Here is a 20,724-nt window from a genome sequence, read left to right on the forward strand (position 1 = left end):
ATGGCTCTGTCAATGGATGAACTTGTAAAAGCTCTGCGCATTTCTGCAAAAGAAAATGCCGCTCTAAAACGGGCAAATGCGAAACTCTCGTTGTCGTCGGATCCGGTGGTGGTTGTGGGGATTGGCTGCCGTTACCCCGGCGGGGTGAGTTCTCCCGAGGACTTGTGGCGTGTGGTGGCCGAGGGGCGTGACACGATCGGTGGGTTCCCGACCGATCGTGGCTGGGACATCGATGCCCTGTTCGATCCCGAACCCGGGATCGCGGGCAAGTCGTATGTGCGTGACGGCGGGTTCGTGTACGACGCTGGGGAATTCGATGCCGGGTTCTTCGGGATCAGCCCCCGCGAAGCGGTCGCGATGGATCCGCAGCAGCGGTTGCTGCTGGAAACGGTGTGGGAAGCCCTCGAACACGCCGGGATCGCCCCGGAATCGTTGCGCGGCAGCGACACCGGCGTCTTCGTCGGCGTCAGCGATCATCATTACGGCCTTGGTGCCGGGCCGGAAGGTGACATCGGTGCCGAGGGATATCGGATGACCGGTGGTGTGGCCAGTGTCGTGTCCGGTCGGGTGTCGTATGTGCTGGGGTTGGAAGGCCCGGCGGTATCGATCGACACCGCCTGCTCGTCGAGCCTGGTCGCCCTGCACCAAGCCGCACAAGCCGTGCGCGCGGGGGAATGCGCGATGGCACTCGTCGGTGGCGTGGCAGTGATGTCGAGTCCGTGGGTGTTCGAAGAATTCTCCCGCCAACGCGGGCTGGCGGCCGATGCCCGATGCAAACCGTTCGCCGACGCCGCCGACGGCACCGCGTTCGCCGAGGGTGTCGGTGTGCTGGTGGTGGAACGGCTTTCCGATGCCCGCCGTCACGGTCATCAGGTGCTGGCGGTGGTGCGTGGTAGTGCGGTGAATCAGGATGGTGCCTCCAACGGGTTGACCGCGCCGAACGGGCCTTCGCAGCAGCGGGTGATCCGGCGGGCGTTGGCCAACGCGGGTTTGACCACGGGCGAGGTGGATGTGGTCGAGGCCCACGGCACCGGCACCCGATTGGGTGACCCGATCGAGGCCCAAGCGTTGCTGGCCACCTACGGCCAGGACCGGCCCGAGGACAAACCGTTGTGGCTGGGGTCGATCAAATCCAACATCGGCCACTCCCAGGCCGCGGCCGGTGTCGCCGGTGTCATCAAGATGATCCAGGCCATGCGCCACGGTGTGGCCCCGAAAACCCTGCACGTGGATGCGCCGTCGTCGCATGTGGATTGGGACAGCGGCGCGGTGCAGTTGCTCACCGAAGCCCGCGACTGGCCCGACGGGGACCGGCCGCGTCGTGCGGCGGTGTCCTCCTTCGGTGTCAGCGGCACCAACGCCCACGTCATCCTCGAACAAGCACCCGTCATCGAAAACCACAGTGACACCGACGATCCCGCCGATTCGACCGGTGGCATCGACACCACCGGCACGACCGTTACCGGCGCTGGTGCCGGGGTGGTGGTGTGGAGGTTGTCGGGTCGTAGTCGTGAGGCGTTGGTCGGGCAGGCGCGGCGGTTGGCCGATTTCATTGCCGCCGATGCGGGATTAGAGGCCGCCGATGTGGGGTGGTCGCTGTTGCAGCGGTCGCGGTTCGAACATCGTGCGCTGGTCGTCGGTGTCGATCGTGAGCAGTTGCTGGCCGGGTTGATCAGTATCGGCACCGACACCCCGGCCGCGAACACGGTGACCGGCACCGGTGCTGGTGCCGGTAAGACGGTGTTGGTGTTCCCGGGTCAGGGCGCCCAGTGGGTCGGCATGGGCCGGGAGTTGTATGAGCGGTTCCCGGTGTTCGCTGCGGCGTTCGACGCGGTGGTGGCCGAGTTGGATCCGCGGTTGGGTTGTTCACTGCGTGAGGTGGTGTGGGGTGAACACGCAGAACCGTTGAACGCCACCGTGTTCGCGCAGGCCGCATTGTTCGCCGTCGGTGTGGGTGTGTTCGCGTTGCTGCGGGCCTGGGGTGTGCGTCCGGACATGCTGGCCGGTCATTCCATCGGTGAGATCACCGCCGCGCATGTCGCGGGAGTGTTGAGTCTCGAGGATGCCGCGGTGCTGGTCGCGGCGCGGGGCCAGTTGATGCAGGCGTTGCCCGAGGGCGGGGCGATGGCCGCGGTGCAGGCCTCCGAAACCGAGATCGCCGAACTGTTCACCGAATTTGGTACCGGTGCAGTCGATATCGCCGCGGTCAACGCGGTCGATTCGCTGGTGATCTCCGGTGAGGCCGACGCGGTCGAAACGGTCACCACTCATCTGGCCGGTCTGGGTCGGCGGGTCACCCGGTTGCCGGTGTCGCATGCGTTCCATTCGGTGTTGATGGAGCCGATGCTGGCCGAGTTCGCCGAGGTGGTCGCCGGATTGTCCTTCGCCGAACCGGCCATCCCGATCGTGTCCAACCTCGACGGGCAACTGGCCGGACCCGAACTGGCCGACCCGCACTATTGGGTGCGTCATGTCCGTGGCACGGTTCGTTTCGCCGAAACGATCCACACCCTCCATGAGGCCGGTGCGACCCGGTTCCTCGTCGCGGGTCCCGACGGCGGGCTCACCGCGTTGATCGATCAAAACCTGCAACCCCACACCGACACCGGTGTCGTGGTCACCGCGGCACTGCGCCGAGACCGTTCACAAACCGACACGATGCTGACCGCGGTCGCGCACCTGGATGTGGCCGGTGTGGAGATTGATTGGACCGCGCTGTACACCGGGCGTGGTGTCGCCCGTGTCGGGTTGCCGACGTATGCGTTCCAGCGTCGCCGCTACTGGCTCGACACCAGCGCCGGCACCGGAGACGCGGTGTCGCTGGGACAGGCGGCCGCCGATCACCCGCTGGTCGGGGCCGTGGTCGCGGCTCCGGACACCGGGGGTGTCACGGTGACGGGCCGGTTGTCGTTGCGTACGCATCCGTGGCTGGCCGATCATGCCGTGGGTGGTGTGGTGTTGCTGCCCGGTACCGGGTTTGTGGAGTTGGTGTTGCGTGCCGGCGACGAGGTCGGCTGCCCGCTGCTGCAGGAACTGACCCTGCTGGCTCCTTTGAGCCTGCCCGAGACCGGTGCACGGCAGATCCAAGTCCTCATCGGTGGTGCCGACAGCGACGGCCAGCGGGTGGTGACGGTCTACTCCCGACCCGACACCGACAGCGATACCGACGGGGAGTGGGTGTTGCACGCCCAAGGCGTGGTAGCTCCCGACACCGCGGCAGCAGTTGTCCCACCGTGGACGCAGTGGCCTCCGGTCGGCGCGGAGCCGGTGCCGATCGACGGCCTCTACGACGGGTTGACCGACACCGGTTACGGGTACGGGCCGATGTTCCAAGGCCTGCAACAAGTTTGGCGCGATGGCACAGAGTTGTATGTGCAGGCTGCCCTGCCCGCGACCGACGGCATCGACAGTGTGGGGGAGGCGCACCGTTACGGGTTGCATCCGGCGCTGCTGGATGCCGTCCTGCACGCGTTGGGCCTCGATGACACTCACGACACCGGGGACACCGGTGGTGGGCAGGGGCCGCGGTTGCCGTTCGCGTGGGAACAAGTCGGTCTGCACGCGACCGGCGCCGCTCTGGTCCGGGCCCGGATCACCAGCACCGACACCGGTGCGGTGTCGATCGTGGTGGCCGACGAGACCGGGCAGCCGGTGCTGACGGTCGGCTCGCTGGTATTGCGGCCGGTCGCGTTCGATCAGCTCACCATCACCTCCGGGGACCGGTTGTTGGCTGTGGACTGGAACCCGGTCACCGCTCCCGAGCCGGTATCGGTGGTGCCGTACATCACCTGGACCCAACACGCCACACCCGACACCGTGAGTGACGGTGCAAGCGATGCGTCGGTGGTCGTGTTCGATGCCCGCGATATCGCTGCTGGTGAGGCGGATCCGGTGTGGCAGGCGCACACCGCGGTGCATCGGGTGCTGGCGGCGGTGCAGGAGTTCTCCGATCCACACTGGTCGGGTCCGGGTGTGTTGATGGTGTTGACCCGTGGCGCGGTCGCGGTGGCCGGTAGCGCGGTGACCGATTTGGCCGCCTCGGCGGTGTGGGGGCTGGTGCGCTCGGCGCAGACCGAAGACCCCGGCCGCATCGTGCTCATCGACCTCGACCTCGACCTCGAGCCCGATGCCGAAACCGAATCGGGGGAGGATTTGTTCTCGCCGGCGGTCGCCGAGGTCGTGTCCACGGCTAGCGCGCTCGGCGAGCCGCAGCTCGCGATCCGCAACGGGATCACCCACACCCCCAGGCTGACCCGGGAGATCGATCGGGGTGTGTTGGCGATACCTGCGCAGGGTTTGTGGCGGTTGGCGGCGGTGGAAAAGGGCACACCCGATGGTGTCGGTGTGGTCGTCGATTCCCGTGGTAGTGAACCGTTGCTGGCGGGGCAGGTGCGCATCGCGGTACGAGCGGGCGGGGTGAACTTCCGCGACGTCTTGATCTGCTTGGGCATGTATCCCGACCCGAACGGTCAGATGGGTTCGGAAGTGGCCGGGGTTGTGCTCGAGGTGGGTCCCGAGGTCGTGGGCGTGGTCCCGGGCGATCGGGTGATGGGCATGGTCGATGGTGGGATCGGTGCGGTCGCGGTCACCGATCACCGTCTGGTGGTACAGATCCCGGCGGGATGGACGTTCGCCGAGGCCGCGGCGGTGCCGGTGGTGTTCCTGACCGCCTATTACGGGCTGCGGGATTTGGCTGAGGTGCAGCCGGGCGAAACGCTGTTGGTGCACGCAGCAGCCGGTGGCGTGGGAATGGCTGCGGTGCAGCTGGCGCGTCATTGGGGGCTGGAGGTCTATGCCACCGCGAGCAGCGGCAAATGGGATGTCTTGCGCGGCATGGGTTTCGACGAGCAACACATCGCGAACTCGCGCACGCTGCAGTTCGAGGAACAGTTCCTGGCGGCCACCGGTGGCCGCGGTATGGACGTGGTGTTGGATTCGCTGACCGGACAGTTCGTCGATGCCTCGCTGCGGCTGCTGCCTCGCGGTGGCCGCTTCATCGAGATGGGCAAGGCCGACATCCGTGACAGCGACCAGATCGCGGCCGACTACCCGGGAGTGAAATACCGGGCATTCGACAACGCCGAGGCCGGACCCGACCGGATCCAGCAGATGCTCGCCGAGCTCACTGCCTTGTTCGATCGCGGTGTCCTCCAACGCCTGCCGTTGCGTACCTGGCCGGTCGAACAGGCGCGAGAGGCGCTGCGGTACTTCAGCCAGGCACGTCATATCGGCAAGATCGTCCTCACCACACCTGCAGCCAAGGATGTGTTGGCCGAGGGCACGGTGATCGTCACTGGTGGTACCGGTGGGTTGGGTGCGTTGGTGGCCCGGCATCTGGTGTCCTCGTACGGAGTGCGGTCGCTGGTGTTGGCCAGCCGCCGCGGGTCTGCTGCTGAGGGGGTCGAGCAGTTGGTCGAGGAGCTGGCCGGGCTCGGCGCGCGGGTGCGTGTGGAAGCCTGTGATGTGTCCGATCGTGCTGCGGTGGCGCAGTTGCTGTCATCGGTGCCCTCGCAGTTCCCGTTGACCGGTGTGGTGCATGCGGCGGGTGTGCTCGATGACGGGATGATGGCGGCGTTGACGCCGCAGCGGGTGGATGTGGTGATGTCGGCCAAGGCCGATGCGGCTTGGCATCTGCACGAGTTGACTCGTGATCGGGATCTGGCGTTGTTCGTGTTGTTCTCCTCGGTGGCCGGGGTCGTGGGTGGGCCCGGGCAGGGCAACTACGCGGCGGCGAACACCTTCCTCGACGGGTTGGCCGAGTACCGGCGTGCCCGGGGTTTGGCGGCGACGTCGATCGCGTGGGGTATGTGGGCTTCGGGGACCGGGATGACCGGGCATCTCGAGCGTGGTGATGTCGCTCGTAACAGTCGTGGTGGGTTCCGGGCGGTCTCGGATGAGCAGGGGTTGGCGTTGTTCGATGCCGCGATCGCGCAGCATCGTGCCACGGTGACCGCGACCCGTCTGGACACCGCCGCGTTGGCCGCGTCCGCGCGGGCCGGGTTGTTGGCACCGCTGCTGCGGGGACTGGCCCCGGCCGCGCGCCGCAGTGTCGATACCACCACCACACCGGGGACCGGATCGGCGCTGCTGGCTCGGTTGGCCGGGTTGGCCGAGCCCGAGCAGCGGCGGCTGGTGCTGGATATGGTCCGCTCGCAGATCGCGGTGGTCCTCGGTCATGCTGGTGCCGAGGCGGTGGAGGCCACTCGCAACTTCCGTGATCTGGGTATCGACTCGCTGACCGCGGTCGAGGCCCGTAACCGGCTCAACACCGTGACCGGGCTGCGGCTGCCGGCGACGCTGGTGTTCGACTACCCGACCCCCGACGCGATCACCGGCCACATCCTGCACGAACTGCACGGATCGGCTGCCGTGCCGGCGATGGTGACACCGCTGGTGTCGGCGGATGTGTCGGATCCGGTGGTGGTTGTGGGGATTGGCTGCCGTTACCCCGGCGGGGTGAGTTCTCCCGAGGACTTGTGGCGTGTGGTGGCCGAGGGGCGTGACACGATCGGTGGGTTCCCGACCGATCGTGGCTGGGACATCGATGCCCTGTTCGATCCCGAACCCGGGATCGCGGGCAAGTCGTATGTGCGTGACGGCGGGTTCGTGTACGACGCTGGGGAATTCGATGCCGGGTTCTTCGGGATCAGCCCCCGCGAAGCGGTCGCGATGGATCCGCAGCAGCGGTTGCTGCTGGAAACGGTGTGGGAAGCCCTCGAACACGCCGGGATCGCCCCGGAATCGTTGCGCGGCAGCGACACCGGCGTCTTCGTCGGCGTCGGTGACGCCTACTACGGGGTCGGCGCCGACAGCGACATCAGTGCCGAGGGATTCCGGTTGACCGGTGGTGCGGCCAGTGTCGTGTCCGGTCGGGTGTCGTATGTGCTGGGGTTGGAAGGCCCGGCGGTATCGATCGACACCGCCTGCTCGTCGAGCCTGGTCGCCCTGCACCAAGCCGCACAAGCCGTACGCGCGGGGGAATGCGCGATGGCACTCGTCGGTGGTGTCACGGTATTGGCGACTCCGGGGTTGTTCGTGGAGTTTTCCCGCCAACGCGGCCTGGCGCCCGACGGGCGGTCCAAATCCTTCGCCGACGCCGCCGACGGCACCGGATGGTCCGAGGGTGTCGGTGTGCTGGTGGTGGAACGGCTTTCCGATGCCCGCCGTCACGGTCATCAGGTGCTGGCGGTGGTGCGTGGTAGTGCGGTGAATCAGGATGGTGCCTCCAACGGGTTGACCGCGCCGAACGGGCCTTCGCAGCAGCGGGTGATCCGGCGGGCGTTGGCCAACGCGGGTTTGACCACGGGCGAGGTGGATGTGGTCGAGGCCCACGGCACCGGCACCCGATTGGGTGACCCGATCGAGGCCCAAGCGTTGCTGGCCACCTACGGCCAGGACCGGCCCGAGGACAAACCGTTGTGGCTGGGGTCGATCAAATCCAACATCGGCCACTCCCAGGCCGCGGCCGGTGTCGCCGGTGTCATCAAGATGATCCAGGCCATGCGCCACGGTGTGGCCCCGAAAACCCTGCACGTGGATGCGCCGTCGTCGCATGTGGATTGGGACAGCGGCGCGGTGCAGTTGCTCACCGAAGCCCGCGACTGGCCCGACGGGGACCGGCCGCGTCGTGCGGCGGTGTCCTCCTTCGGTGTCAGCGGCACCAACGCCCACGTCATCCTCGAACAAGCACCCGTCATCGAAAACCACAGTGACACCGACGATCCCGCCGATTCGACCGGTGGCATCGACACCACCGGCACGACCGTTACCGGCGCTGGTGCCGGGGTGGTGGTGTGGAGGTTGTCGGGTCGTAGTCGTGAGGCGTTGGTCGGGCAGGCGCGGCGGTTGGCCGATTTCATTGCCGCCGATGCGGGATTAGAGGCCGCCGATGTGGGGTGGTCGCTGTTGCAGCGGTCGCGGTTCGAACATCGTGCGCTGGTCGTCGGTGTCGATCGTGAGCAGTTGCTGGCCGGGTTGATCAGTATCGGCACCGACACCCCGGCCGCGAACACGGTGACCGGCACCGGTGCTGGTGCCGGTAAGACGGTGTTGGTGTTCCCGGGTCAGGGCGCCCAGTGGGTCGGCATGGGCCGGGAGTTGCTCGACACTGCTCCGGTGTTCGCGCAGGCGATCGACGAATGCGACCGAGCGTTCTCGGTGTTGGTGGACTGGTCACTGACCGATGTGCTGCGTGGCAGCGTGGACGCCCCGTCGCTGGATCGTGTCGATGTGGTGCAGCCGGTGTCGTTCGCGGTGATGGTGGGACTGGCCCGCTTGTGGGCCGCGTTCGGGGTGGTCCCCGACGCGGTGATGGGCCATTCCCAAGGCGAGATCGCCGCCGCCTACGTGGCCGGTGCGTTGACCCTCGAAGACGCTGCCCGCGTGGTGGTTTCACGCAGCCGCCTGATCCAGCAACAACTGGCCGGCAACGGCGCGATGCTGTCGATCCTCGATACCGTCGAGCGTGTGCAGTCCTGGATTGCACCGTTCGCCGAGGAGGTGTGCGTTGCCGCAGTGAACGGACCCCGATCGGTCACGGTGTCGGGTCCACCCGCCGTACTGGCCGAACTCGAACGCACTCTGTCCGCGCAGGCAGTGATGCGGTGGATGATTCCCGATGTCGACTTCGCCGCGCATTCGATGCAGGTCGAGTCGTTGCAGGCTGCCTTGTTGGAGGCTCTCGGGGGTGTCAGCGCAGGCTCGTCGCTGATCCCGTTCTACTCCACGGTGACCGGGGAATTGGTGGATACCACCGGTTTGGATGCGCACTACTGGTATCGCAACCTGCGTCAAACGGTGTGTTTGCAACAAGCCACTGAGGCGCTGCTCGCGGACGGGCACACCCGTTTCGTGGAGGTCAGCGCGCATCCGGTGCTGACCGTCGCGATCGAGGACACCAGCACCAACATCCACACCGGCACCGGTACCGGCGCACCCGAGACTGTCGTGGTGGTCGGGTCGCTGCGCCGCGACGACGGTGGACTGGACCGATTCCTGCATGCGGTCGCGTGCCTGGATGTGGCCGGTGTGGAGATTGATTGGACCGCGCTGTACACCGGGCGTGGTGTCGCCCGTGTCGGGTTGCCGACGTATGCGTTCCAGCGTCGCCGCTACTGGCTCGACACCAGCGCCGGCACCGGAGACGCGGTGTCGCTGGGACAGGCGGCCGCCGATCACCCGCTGGTCGGGGCCGTGGTCGCGGCTCCGGACACCGGGGGTGTCACGGTGACGGGCCGGTTGTCGTTGCGTACGCATCCGTGGCTGGCCGATCATGCCGTGGGTGGTGTGGTGTTGCTGCCCGGTACCGGGTTTGTGGAGTTGGTGTTGCGTGCCGGCGACGAGGTCGGCTGCCCGCTGCTGCAGGAACTGACCCTGCTGGCTCCTTTGAGCCTGCCCGAGACCGGTGCACGGCAGATCCAAGTCCTCATCGGTGGTGCCGACAGCGACGGCCAGCGGGTGGTGACGGTCTACTCCCGACCCGACACCGACAGCGATACCGACGGGGAGTGGGTGTTGCACGCCCAAGGCGTGGTAGCTCCCGACACCGCGGCAGCAGTTGTCCCACCGTGGACGCAGTGGCCTCCGGTCGGCGCGGAGCCGGTGCCGATCGACGGCCTCTACGACGGGTTGACCGACACCGGTTACGGGTACGGGCCGATGTTCCAAGGCCTGCAACAAGTTTGGCGCGATGGCACAGAGTTGTATGTGCAGGCTGCCCTGCCCGCGACCGACGGCATCGACAGTGTGGGGGAGGCGCACCGTTACGGGTTGCATCCGGCGCTGCTGGATGCGGTCCTGCACGCGTTGGGCCTCGATGACACTCACGACACCGGGGACACCGGTGGTGGGCAGGGGCCGCGGTTGCCGTTCGCGTGGGAACAAGTCGGTCTGCACGCGACCGGCGCCGCTCTGGTCCGGGCCCGGATCACCAGCACCGACACCGGTGCGGTGTCGATCGTGGTGGCCGACGAGACCGGGCAGCCGGTGCTGACGGTCGGCTCGCTGGTATTGCGGCCGGTCGCGTTCGATCAGCTCACCATCACCTCCGGGGACCGGTTGTTGGCTGTGGACTGGAACCCGGTCACCGCTCCCGAGCCGGTATCGGTGGTGCCGTACATCACCTGGACCCAACACGCCACACCCGACACCGTGAGTGACGGTGCAAGCGATGCGTCGGTGGTCGTGTTCGATGCCCGCGATATCGCTGCTGGTGAGGCGGATCCGGTGTGGCAGGCGCACACCGCGGTGCATCGGGTGCTGGCGGCGGTGCAGGAGTTCTCCGATCCACACTGGTCGGGTCCGGGTGTGTTGATGGTGTTGACCCGTGGCGCGGTCGCGGTGGCCGGTAGCGCGGTGACCGATTTGGCCGCCTCGGCGGTGTGGGGGCTGGTGCGCTCGGCGCAGACCGAAGACCCCGGCCGCATCGTGCTCATCGACCTCGACCTCGACCTCGAGCCCGATGCCGAAACCGAATCGGGGGAGGATTTGTTCTCGCCGGCGGTCGCCGAGGTCGTGTCCACGGCTAGCGCGCTCGGCGAGCCGCAGCTCGCGATCCGCAACGGGATCACCCACACCCCCCGACTGACCCGGGAGATCGATCGGGGTGTGTTGGCGATACCTGCGCAGGGTTTGTGGCGGTTGGCGGCGGTGGAAAAGGGCACACCCGATGGTGTCGGTGTGGTCGTCGATTCCCGTGGTAGTGAACCGTTGCTGGCGGGGCAGGTGCGCATCGCGGTACGAGCGGGCGGGGTGAACTTCCGCGACGTCTGGATCTGCTTGGGCATCTTCCGCGATGAAAACGCGCTGATGGGTTCGGAAGTGGCCGGGGTTGTGCTCGAGGTGGGTCCCGAGGTCGTGGGCGTGGTCCCGGGCGATCGGGTGATGGGCATGGTCGATGGTGGGATCGGTGCGGTCGCGGTCACCGATCACCGTCTGGTGGTACAGATCCCGGCGGGATGGACGTTCGCCGAGGCCGCGGCGGTGCCGGTGGTGTTCCTGACCGCCTATTACGGGCTGCGGGATTTGGCTGAGGTGCAGCCGGGCGAAACGCTGTTGGTGCACGCAGCAGCCGGTGGCGTGGGAATGGCTGCGGTGCAGCTGGCGCGTCATTGGGGGCTGGAGGTCTATGCCACCGCGAGCAGCGGCAAATGGGATGTCTTGCGCGGCATGGGTTTCGACGAGCAACACATCGCGAACTCGCGCACGCTGCAGTTCGAGGAACAGTTCCTGGCGGCCACCGGTGGCCGCGGTATGGACGTGGTGTTGGATTCGCTGACCGGACAGTTCGTCGATGCCTCGCTGCGGCTGCTGCCTCGCGGTGGCCGCTTCATCGAGATGGGCAAGGCCGACATCCGTGACAGCGACCAGATCGCGGCCGACTACCCGGGAGTGAAATACCGGGCATTCGACATAGTCGAGGCCGGACCCGACCGGATCCAGCAGATGCTCGCCGAGCTCACTGCCTTGTTCGATCGCGGTGTCCTCCAACGCCTGCCGTTGCGTACCTGGCCGGTCGAACAGGCGCGAGAGGCGCTGCGGTACTTCAGCCAGGCACGTCATATCGGCAAGATCGTCCTCACCACACCTGCAGCCAAGGATGTGTTGGCCGAGGGCACGGTGATCGTCACTGGTGGTACCGGTGGGTTGGGTGCGTTGGTGGCCCGGCATCTGGTGTCCTCGTACGGAGTGCGGTCGCTGGTGTTGGCCAGCCGCCGCGGGTCTGCTGCTGAGGGGGTCGAGCAGTTGGTCGAGGAGCTGGCCGGGCTCGGCGCGCGGGTGCGTGTGGAAGCCTGTGATGTGTCCGATCGTGCTGCGGTGGCGCAGTTGCTGTCATCGGTGCCCTCGCAGTTCCCGTTGACCGGTGTGGTGCATGCGGCGGGTGTGCTCGATGACGGGATGATGGCGGCGTTGACGCCGCAGCGGGTGGATGTGGTGATGTCGGCCAAGGCCGATGCGGCTTGGCATCTGCACGAGTTGACTCGTGATCGGGATCTGGCGTTGTTCGTGTTGTTCTCCTCGGTGGCCGGGGTCGTGGGTGGGCCCGGGCAGGGCAACTACGCGGCGGCGAACACCTTCCTCGACGGGTTGGCCGAGTACCGGCGTGCCCGGGGTTTGGCGGCGACGTCGATCGCGTGGGGTTTGTGGGCTTCGGGGACCGGGATGACCGGGCATCTCGAGCGTGGTGATGTCGCTCGTAACAGTCGTGGTGGGTTCCGGGCGGTCTCGGATGAGCAGGGGTTGGCGTTGTTCGATGCCGCGATCGCGCAGCATCGTGCCACGGTGACCGCGACCCGTCTGGACACCGCCGCGTTGGCCGCGTCCGCGCGGGCCGGGTTGTTGGCACCGCTGCTGCGGGGACTGGCCCCGGCCGCGCGCCGCAGTGTCGATACCACCACCACACCGGGGACCGGATCGGCGCTGCTGGCTCGGTTGGCCGGGTTGGCCGAGCCCGAGCAGCGGCGGCTGGTGCTGGATATGGTCCGCTCGCAGATCGCGGTGGTCCTCGGTCATGCTGGTGCCGAGGCGGTGGAGGCCACTCGCAACTTCCGTGATCTGGGTATCGACTCGCTGACCGCGGTCGAGGCCCGTAACCGGCTCAACACCGTGACCGGGCTGCGGCTGCCGGCGACGCTGGTGTTCGACTACCCGACCCCCGACGCGATCACCGGCCACATCCTGCACGAACTGCACGGATCGGCTGCCGTGCCGGCGATGGTGACACCGCTGGTGTCGGCGGATGTGTCGGATCCGGTGGTGGTTGTGGGGATTGGCTGCCGTTACCCCGGCGGGGTGAGTTCTCCCGAGGACTTGTGGCGTGTGGTGGCCGAGGGGCGTGACACGATCGGTGGGTTCCCGACCGATCGTGGCTGGGACATCGATGCCCTGTTCGATCCCGAACCCGGGATCGCGGGCAAGTCGTATGTGCGTGACGGCGGGTTCGTGTACGACGCTGGGGAATTCGATGCCGGGTTCTTCGGGATCAGCCCCCGCGAAGCGGTCGCGATGGATCCGCAGCAGCGGTTGCTGCTGGAAACGGTGTGGGAAGCCCTCGAACACGCCGGGATCGCCCCGGAATCGTTGCGCGGCAGCGACACCGGCGTCTTCGTCGGCGTCACCGACGCCTACTACGGGGTCGGCGCCGACAGCGACATCAGTGCCGAGGGATTCCGGTTGACCGGTGGTGCGGCCAGTGTCGTGTCCGGTCGGGTGTCGTATGTGCTGGGGTTGGAAGGCCCGGCGGTATCGATCGACACCGCCTGCTCGTCGAGCCTGGTCGCCCTGCACCAAGCCGCACAAGCCGTACGCGCGGGGGAATGCGCGATGGCACTCGTCGGTGGTGTCACGGTATTGGCGACTCCGGGGTTGTTCGTGGAGTTTTCCCGCCAACGCGGCCTGGCGCCCGACGGGCGGTCCAAATCCTTCGCCGACGCCGCCGACGGCACCGGATGGTCCGAGGGTGTCGGTGTGCTGGTGGTGGAACGGCTTTCCGATGCCCGCCGTCACGGTCATCAGGTGCTGGCGGTGGTGCGTGGTAGTGCGGTGAATCAGGATGGTGCCTCCAACGGGTTGACCGCGCCGAACGGGCCTTCGCAGCAGCGGGTGATCCGGCGGGCGTTGGCCAACGCGGGTTTGACCACGGGCGAGGTGGATGTGGTCGAGGCCCACGGCACCGGCACCCGATTGGGTGACCCGATCGAGGCCCAAGCGTTGCTGGCCACCTACGGCCAGGACCGGCCCGAGGACAAACCGTTGTGGCTGGGGTCGATCAAATCCAACATCGGCCACTCCCAGGCCGCGGCCGGTGTCGCCGGTGTCATCAAGATGATCCAGGCCATGCGCCACGGTGTGGCCCCGAAAACCCTGCACGTGGATGCGCCGTCGTCGCATGTGGATTGGGACAGCGGCGCGGTGCAGTTGCTCACCGAAGCCCGCGACTGGCCCGACGGGGACCGGCCGCGTCGTGCGGCGGTGTCCTCCTTCGGTGTCAGCGGCACCAACGCCCACGTCATCCTCGAACAAGCACCCGTCATCGAAAACCACAGTGACACCGACGATCCCGCCGATTCGACCGGTGGCATCGACACCACCGGCACGACCGTTACCGGCGCTGGTGCCGGGGTGGTGGTGTGGAGGTTGTCGGGTCGTAGTCGTGAGGCGTTGGTCGGGCAGGCGCGGCGGTTGGCCGATTTCATTGCCGCCGATGCGGGATTAGAGGCCGCCGATGTGGGGTGGTCGCTGTTGCAGCGGTCGCGGTTCGAACATCGTGCGCTGGTCGTCGGTGTCGATCGTGAGCAGTTGCTGGCCGGGTTGATCAGTATCGGCACCGACACCCCGGCCGCGAACACGGTGACCGGCACCGGTGCTGGTGCCGGTAAGACGGTGTTGGTGTTCCCGGGTCAGGGCGCCCAGTGGGTCGGCATGGGCCGGGAGTTGTATGAGCGGTTCCCGGTGTTCGCTGCGGCGTTCGACGCGGTGGTGGCCGAGTTGGATCCGCGGTTGGGTTGTTCACTGCGTGAGGTGGTGTGGGGTGAACACGCAGAACCGTTGAACGCCACCGTGTTCGCGCAGGCCGCATTGTTCGCCGTCGGTGTGGGTGTGTTCGCGTTGCTGCGGGCCTGGGGTGTGCGTCCGGACATGCTGGCCGGTCATTCCATCGGTGAGATCACCGCCGCGCATGTCGCGGGAGTGTTGAGTCTCGAGGATGCCGCGGTGCTGGTCGCGGCGCGGGGCCAGTTGATGCAGGCGTTGCCCGAGGGCGGGGCGATGGCCGCGGTGCAGGCCTCCGAAACCGAGATCGCCGAACTGTTCACCGAATTTGGTACCGGTGCAGTCGATATCGCCGCGGTCAACGCGGTCGATTCGCTGGTGATCTCCGGTGAGGCCGACGCGGTCGAAACGGTCACCACTCATCTGGCCGGTCTGGGTCGGCGGGTCACCCGGTTGCCGGTGTCGCATGCGTTCCATTCGGTGTTGATGGAGCCGATGCTGGCCGAGTTCGCCGAGGTGGTCGCCGGATTGTCCTTCGCCGAACCGGCCATCCCGATCGTGTCCAACCTCGACGGGCAACTGGCCGGACCCGAACTGGCCGACCCGCACTATTGGGTGCGTCATGTCCGTGGCACGGTTCGTTTCGCCGAAACGATCCACACCCTCCATGAGGCCGGTGCGACCCGGTTCCTCGTCGCGGGTCCCGACGGCGGGCTCACCGCGTTGATCGATCAAAACCTGCAACCCCACACCGACACCGGTGTCGTGGTCACCGCGGCACTGCGCCGAGACCGTTCACAAACCGACACGATGCTGACCGCGGTCGCGCACCTGGATGTGGCCGGTGTGGAGATTGATTGGACCGCGCTGTACACCGGGCGTGGTGTCGCCCGTGTCGGGTTGCCGACGTATGCGTTCCAGCGTCGCCGCTACTGGCTCGACACCAGCGCCGGCACCGGAGACGCGGTGTCGCTGGGACAGGCGGCCGCCGATCACCCGCTGGTCGGGGCCGTGGTCGCGGCTCCGGACACCGGGGGTGTCACGGTGACGGGCCGGTTGTCGTTGCGTACGCATCCGTGGCTGGCCGATCATGCCGTGGGTGGTGTGGTGTTGCTGCCCGGTACCGGGTTTGTGGAGTTGGTGTTGCGTGCCGGCGACGAGGTCGGCTGCCCGCTGCTGCAGGAACTGACCCTGCTGGCTCCTTTGAGCCTGCCCGAGACCGGTGCACGGCAGATCCAAGTCCTCATCGGTGGTGCCGACAGCGACGGCCAGCGGGTGGTGACGGTCTACTCCCGACCCGACACCGACAGCGATACCGACGGGGAGTGGGTGTTGCACGCCCAAGGCGTGGTAGCTCCCGACACCGCGGCAGCAGTTGTCCCACCGTGGACGCAGTGGCCTCCGGTCGGCGCGGAGCCGGTGCCGATCGACGGCCTCTACGACGGGTTGACCGACACCGGTTACGGGTACGGGCCGATGTTCCAAGGCCTGCAACAAGTTTGGCGCGATGGCACAGAGTTGTATGTGCAGGCTGCCCTGCCCGCGACCGACGGCATCGACAGTGTGGGGGAGGCGCACCGTTACGGGTTGCATCCGGCGCTGCTGGATGCGGTCCTGCACGCGTTGGGCCTCGATGACACTCACGACACCGGGGACACCGGTGGTGGGCAGGGGCCGCGGTTGCCGTTCGCGTGGGAACAAGTCGGTCTGCACGCGACCGGCGCCGCTCTGGTCCGGGCCCGGATCACCAGCACCGACACCGGTGCGGTGTCGATCGTGGTGGCCGACGAGACCGGGCAGCCGGTGCTGACGGTCGGCTCGCTGGTATTGCGGCCGGTCGCGTTCGATCAGCTCACCATCACCTCCGGGGACCGGTTGTTGGCTGTGGACTGGAACCCGGTCACCGCTCCCGAGCCGGTATCGGTGGTGCCGTACATCACCTGGACCCAACACGCCACACCCGACACCGTGAGTGACGGTGCAAGCGATGCGTCGGTGGTCGTGTTCGATGCCCGCGATATCGCTGCTGGTGAGGCGGATCCGGTGTGGCAGGCGCACACCGCGGTGCATCGGGTGCTGGCGGCGGTGCAGGAGTTCTCCGATCCACACTGGTCGGGTCCGGGTGTGTTGATGGTGTTGACCCGTGGCGCGGTCGCGGTGGCCGGTAGCGCGGTGACCGATTTGGCCGCCTCGGCGGTGTGGGGGCTGGTGCGCTCGGCGCAGACCGAAGACCCCGGCCGCATCGTGCTCATCGACCTCGACCTCGACCTCGAGCCCGATGCCGAAACCGAATCGGGGGAGGATTTGTTCTCGCCGGCGGTCGCCGAGGTCGTGTCCACGGCTAGCGCGCTCGGCGAGCCGCAGCTCGCGATCCGCAACGGGATCACCCACACCCCCCGACTGACCCGACTCACCTCCCAACCCGCCGAGATCACCGATGGTGACCGCGGTGTGGTGTTGGCCGAGGGCACGGTGATCGTCACTGGTGGTACCGGTGGGTTGGGTGCGTTGGTGGCCCGGCATCTGGTGTCCTCGTACGGAGTGCGGTCGCTGGTGTTGGCCAGCCGCCGCGGGTCTGCTGCTGAGGGGGTCGAGCAGTTGGTCGAGGAGCTGGCCGGGCTCGGCGCGCGGGTGCGTGTGGAAGCCTGTGATGTGTCCGATCGTGCTGCGGTGGCTGCTCTTCTTGCTGTGGTCCCTGAGGACAGTCCGTTGACCGGTGTGGTGCATGCGGCGGGTGTGCTCGATGACGGGATGATGGCGGCGTTGACGCCGCAGCGGGTGGATGTGGTGATGTCGGCCAAGGCCGATGCGGCTTGGCATCTGCACGAGTTGACTCGTGATCGGGATCTGGCGTTGTTCGTGTTGTTCTCCTCGGTGGCCGGGGTCGTGGGTGGGCCCGGGCAGGGCAACTACGCGGCGGCGAACACCTTCCTCGACGGGTTGGCCGAGTACCGGCGTGCCCGGGGTTTGGCGGCGACGTCGATCGCGTGGGGTATGTGGGCTTCGGGGACCGGGATGACCGGGCATCTCGAGCGTGGTGATGTCGCTCGTAACAGTCGTGGTGGGTTCCGGGCGGTCTCGGATGAGCAGGGGTTGGCGTTGTTCGATGCCGCGATCGCGCAGCATCGTGCCACGGTGACCGCGACCCGTCTGGACACCGCCGCGTTGGCCGCGTCCGCGCGGGCCGGGTTGTTGGCACCGCTGCTGCGGGGACTGGCCCCGGCCGCGCGCCGCAGTGTCGATACCACCACCACACCGGGGACCGGATCGGCGCTGCTGGCTCGGTTGGCCGGGTTGGCCGAGCCCGAGCAGCGGCGGCTGGTGCTGGATATGGTCCGCTCGCAGATCGCGGTGGTCCTCGGTCATGCTGGTGCCGAGGCGGTGGAGGCCACTCGCAACTTCCGTGATCTGGGTATCGACTCGCTGACCGCGGTCGAGGCCCGTAACCGGCTCAACACCGTGACCGGGCTGCGGCTGCCGGCGACGCTGGTGTTCGACTACCCGACCCCCGACGCGATCACCGGCCACATCCTGCACGAACTGCACGGATCGGCTGCCGTGCCGGCGATGGTGACACCGCTGGTGTCGGCGGATGTGTCGGATCCGGTGGTGGTTGTGGGGATTGGCTGCCGTTACCCCGGCGGGGTGAGTTCTCCCGAGGACTTGTGGCGTGTGGTGGCCGAGGGGCGTGACACGATCGGTGGGTTCCCGACCGATCGTGGCTGGGACATCGATGCCCTGTTCGATCCCGAACCCGGGATCGCGGGCAAGTCGTATGTGCGTGACGGCGGGTTCGTGTACGACGCTGGGGAATTCGATGCCGGGTTCTTCGGGATCAGCCCCCGCGAAGCGGTCGCGATGGATCCGCAGCAGCGGTTGCTGCTGGAAACGGTGTGGGAAGCCCTCGAACACGCCGGGATCGCCCCGGAATCGTTGCGCGGCAGCGACACCGGCGTCTTCGTCGGTGTCATGCATCACGACTACCCCTACAGCGAAGCCTCCGGCGCGATCGTGTCCGGTCGGGTGTCGTATGTGCTGGGGTTGGAAGGCCCGGCCGTGACGGTCGACACCGCCTGCTCGTCGAGCCTGGTCGCCCTGCACCAAGCCGCACAAGCCGTACGCGCGGGGGAATGCGCGATGGCACTCGTCGGTGGCGTCACGGTGATGGCAACCCCCGGCGTGTTCACAGAGTTCTCCCGACAGCAGGGCCTGGCGCCCGACGGGCGGTCCAAATCCTTCGCCGACGCCGCCGACGGCACCGGATGGTCCGAGGGTGTCGGTGTGCTGGTGGTGGAACGGCTTTCCGATGCCCGCCGTCACGGTCATCAGGTGCTGGCGGTGGTGCGTGGTAGTGCGGTGAATCAGGATGGTGCCTCCAACGGGTTGACCGCGCCGAACGGGCCTTCGCAGCAGCGGGTGATCCGGCGGGCGTTGGCCAACGCGGGTTTGACCACGGGCGAGGTGGATGTGGTCGAGGCCCACGGCACCGGCACCCGATTGGGTGACCCGATCGAGGCCCAAGCGTTGCTGGCCACCTACGGCCAGGACCGGCCCGAGGACAAACCGTTGTGGCTGGGGTCGATCAAATCCAACATCGGCCACTCCCAGGCCGCGGCCGGTGTCGCCGGTGTCATCAAGATGATCCAGGCCATGCGCCACGGTGTGGCCCCGAAAACCCTGCACGTGGATGCGCCGTCGTCGCATGTGGATTGGGACAGCGGCGCGGTGCAGTTGCTCACCGAAGCCCGCGACTGGCCCGACGGGGACCGGCCGCGTCGTGCGGCGGTGTCCTCCTTCGGGATCAGCGGCACCAACGCCCACGTCATCCTCGAACAAGCACCCGCGGTTGCCGAGGTGATTGATTCCGAGGCAACCGTTTCCGACACGACCGGTGTGGTGGTGTGGAGGTTGTCGGGTCGTAGTCGTGAGGCGTTGGTCGGGCAGGCGCGGCGGTTGGCCGATTTCATTGCCGCCGATGCGGGATTAGAGGCCGCCGATGTGGGGTGGTCGCTGTTGCAGCGGTCGCGGTTCGAACATCGTGCGCTGGTCGTCGGTGTCGATCGTGAGCAGTTGCTGGCCGGGTTGATCAGTATCGGCACCGACACCCCGGCCGCGAACACGGTGACCGGCACCGGTGCTGGTGCCGGTAAGACGGTGTTGGTGTTCCCGGGTCAGGGCGCCCAGTGGGTCGGCATGGGCCGGGAGTTGTATGAGCGGTTCCCGGTGTTCGCTGCGGCGTTCGACGCGGTGGTGGCCGAGTTGGATCCGCGGTTGGGTTGTTCACTGCGTGAGGTGGTGTGGGGTGAACACGCAGAACCGTTGAACGCCACCGTGTTCGCGCAGGCCGCATTGTTCGCCGTCGGTGTGGGTGTGTTCGCGTTGCTGCGGGCCTGGGGTGTGCGTCCGGACATGCTGGCCGGTCATTCCATCGGTGAGATCACCGCCGCGCATGTCGCGGGAGTGTTGAGTCTCGAGGATGCCGCGGTGCTGGTCGCGGCGCGGGGCCAGTTGATGCAGGCGTTGCCCGAGGGCGGGGCGATGGCCGCGGTGCAGGCCTCCGAAACCGAGATCGCCGAACTGTTCACCGAATTTGGTACCGGTGCAGTCGATATCGCCGCGGTCAACGCGGTCGATTCGCTGGTGATCTCCGGTGAGGCCGACGCGGTCGAAACGGTCACCACTCATCTGGCCGGTCTGGGTCGGCGGGTCACCCGGTTGCCGGTGTCGCATGCGTTCCATTCGGTGTTGATGGAGCCGATGCTGGCCGAGTTCGCCGAGGTGGTCGCCGGATTGTCCTTCGCCGAACCGGCCATCCCGATCGTGTCCAACCTCGACGGGCAACTGGCCGGACCCGAACTGGCCGACCCGCACTATTGGGTGCGTCATGTCCGTGGCACGGTTCGTTTCGCCGAAACGATCCACACCCTCCATGAGGCCGGTGCGACCCGGTTCCTCGTCGCGGGTCCCGACGGCGGGCTCACCGCGTTGATCGATCAAAACCTGCAACCCCACACCGACACCGGTGTCGTGGTCACCGCGGCACTGCGCCGAGACCGTTCACAAACCGACACGATGCTGACCGCGGTCGCGCACCTGGATGTGGCCGGTGTGGAGATTGATTGGACCGCGCTGTACACCGGGCGTGGTGTCGCCCGTGTCGGGTTGCCGACGTATGCGTTCCAGCGTCGCCGCTACTGGCTCGACACCAGCGCCGGCACCGGAGACGCGGTGTCGCTG

1 protein-coding gene (running past one end of the window) is annotated in these 20,724 nt (G+C 67.4%); it reads left to right on the forward strand.

All coding sequences use genetic code 11. The features are described from left to right. A protein-coding gene (locus ACFK0J_RS16450; RefSeq protein WP_378741117.1) for an SDR family NAD(P)-dependent oxidoreductase crosses the window boundary here: on the forward strand, positions 1-20,724 show its 5' portion. 8,100 nt of this gene lie beyond the right edge of the window; the window shows 20,724 of its 28,824 coding nt (coding positions 1-20,724); the start codon lies at positions 1-3; its stop codon lies off the right edge, out of view.

Origin of the sequence: Nocardia brasiliensis (assembly GCF_042691675.1) — a bacterium.
Taxonomy (GTDB): Bacteria; Actinomycetota; Actinomycetes; order Mycobacteriales; family Mycobacteriaceae; genus Nocardia; species Nocardia brasiliensis_D.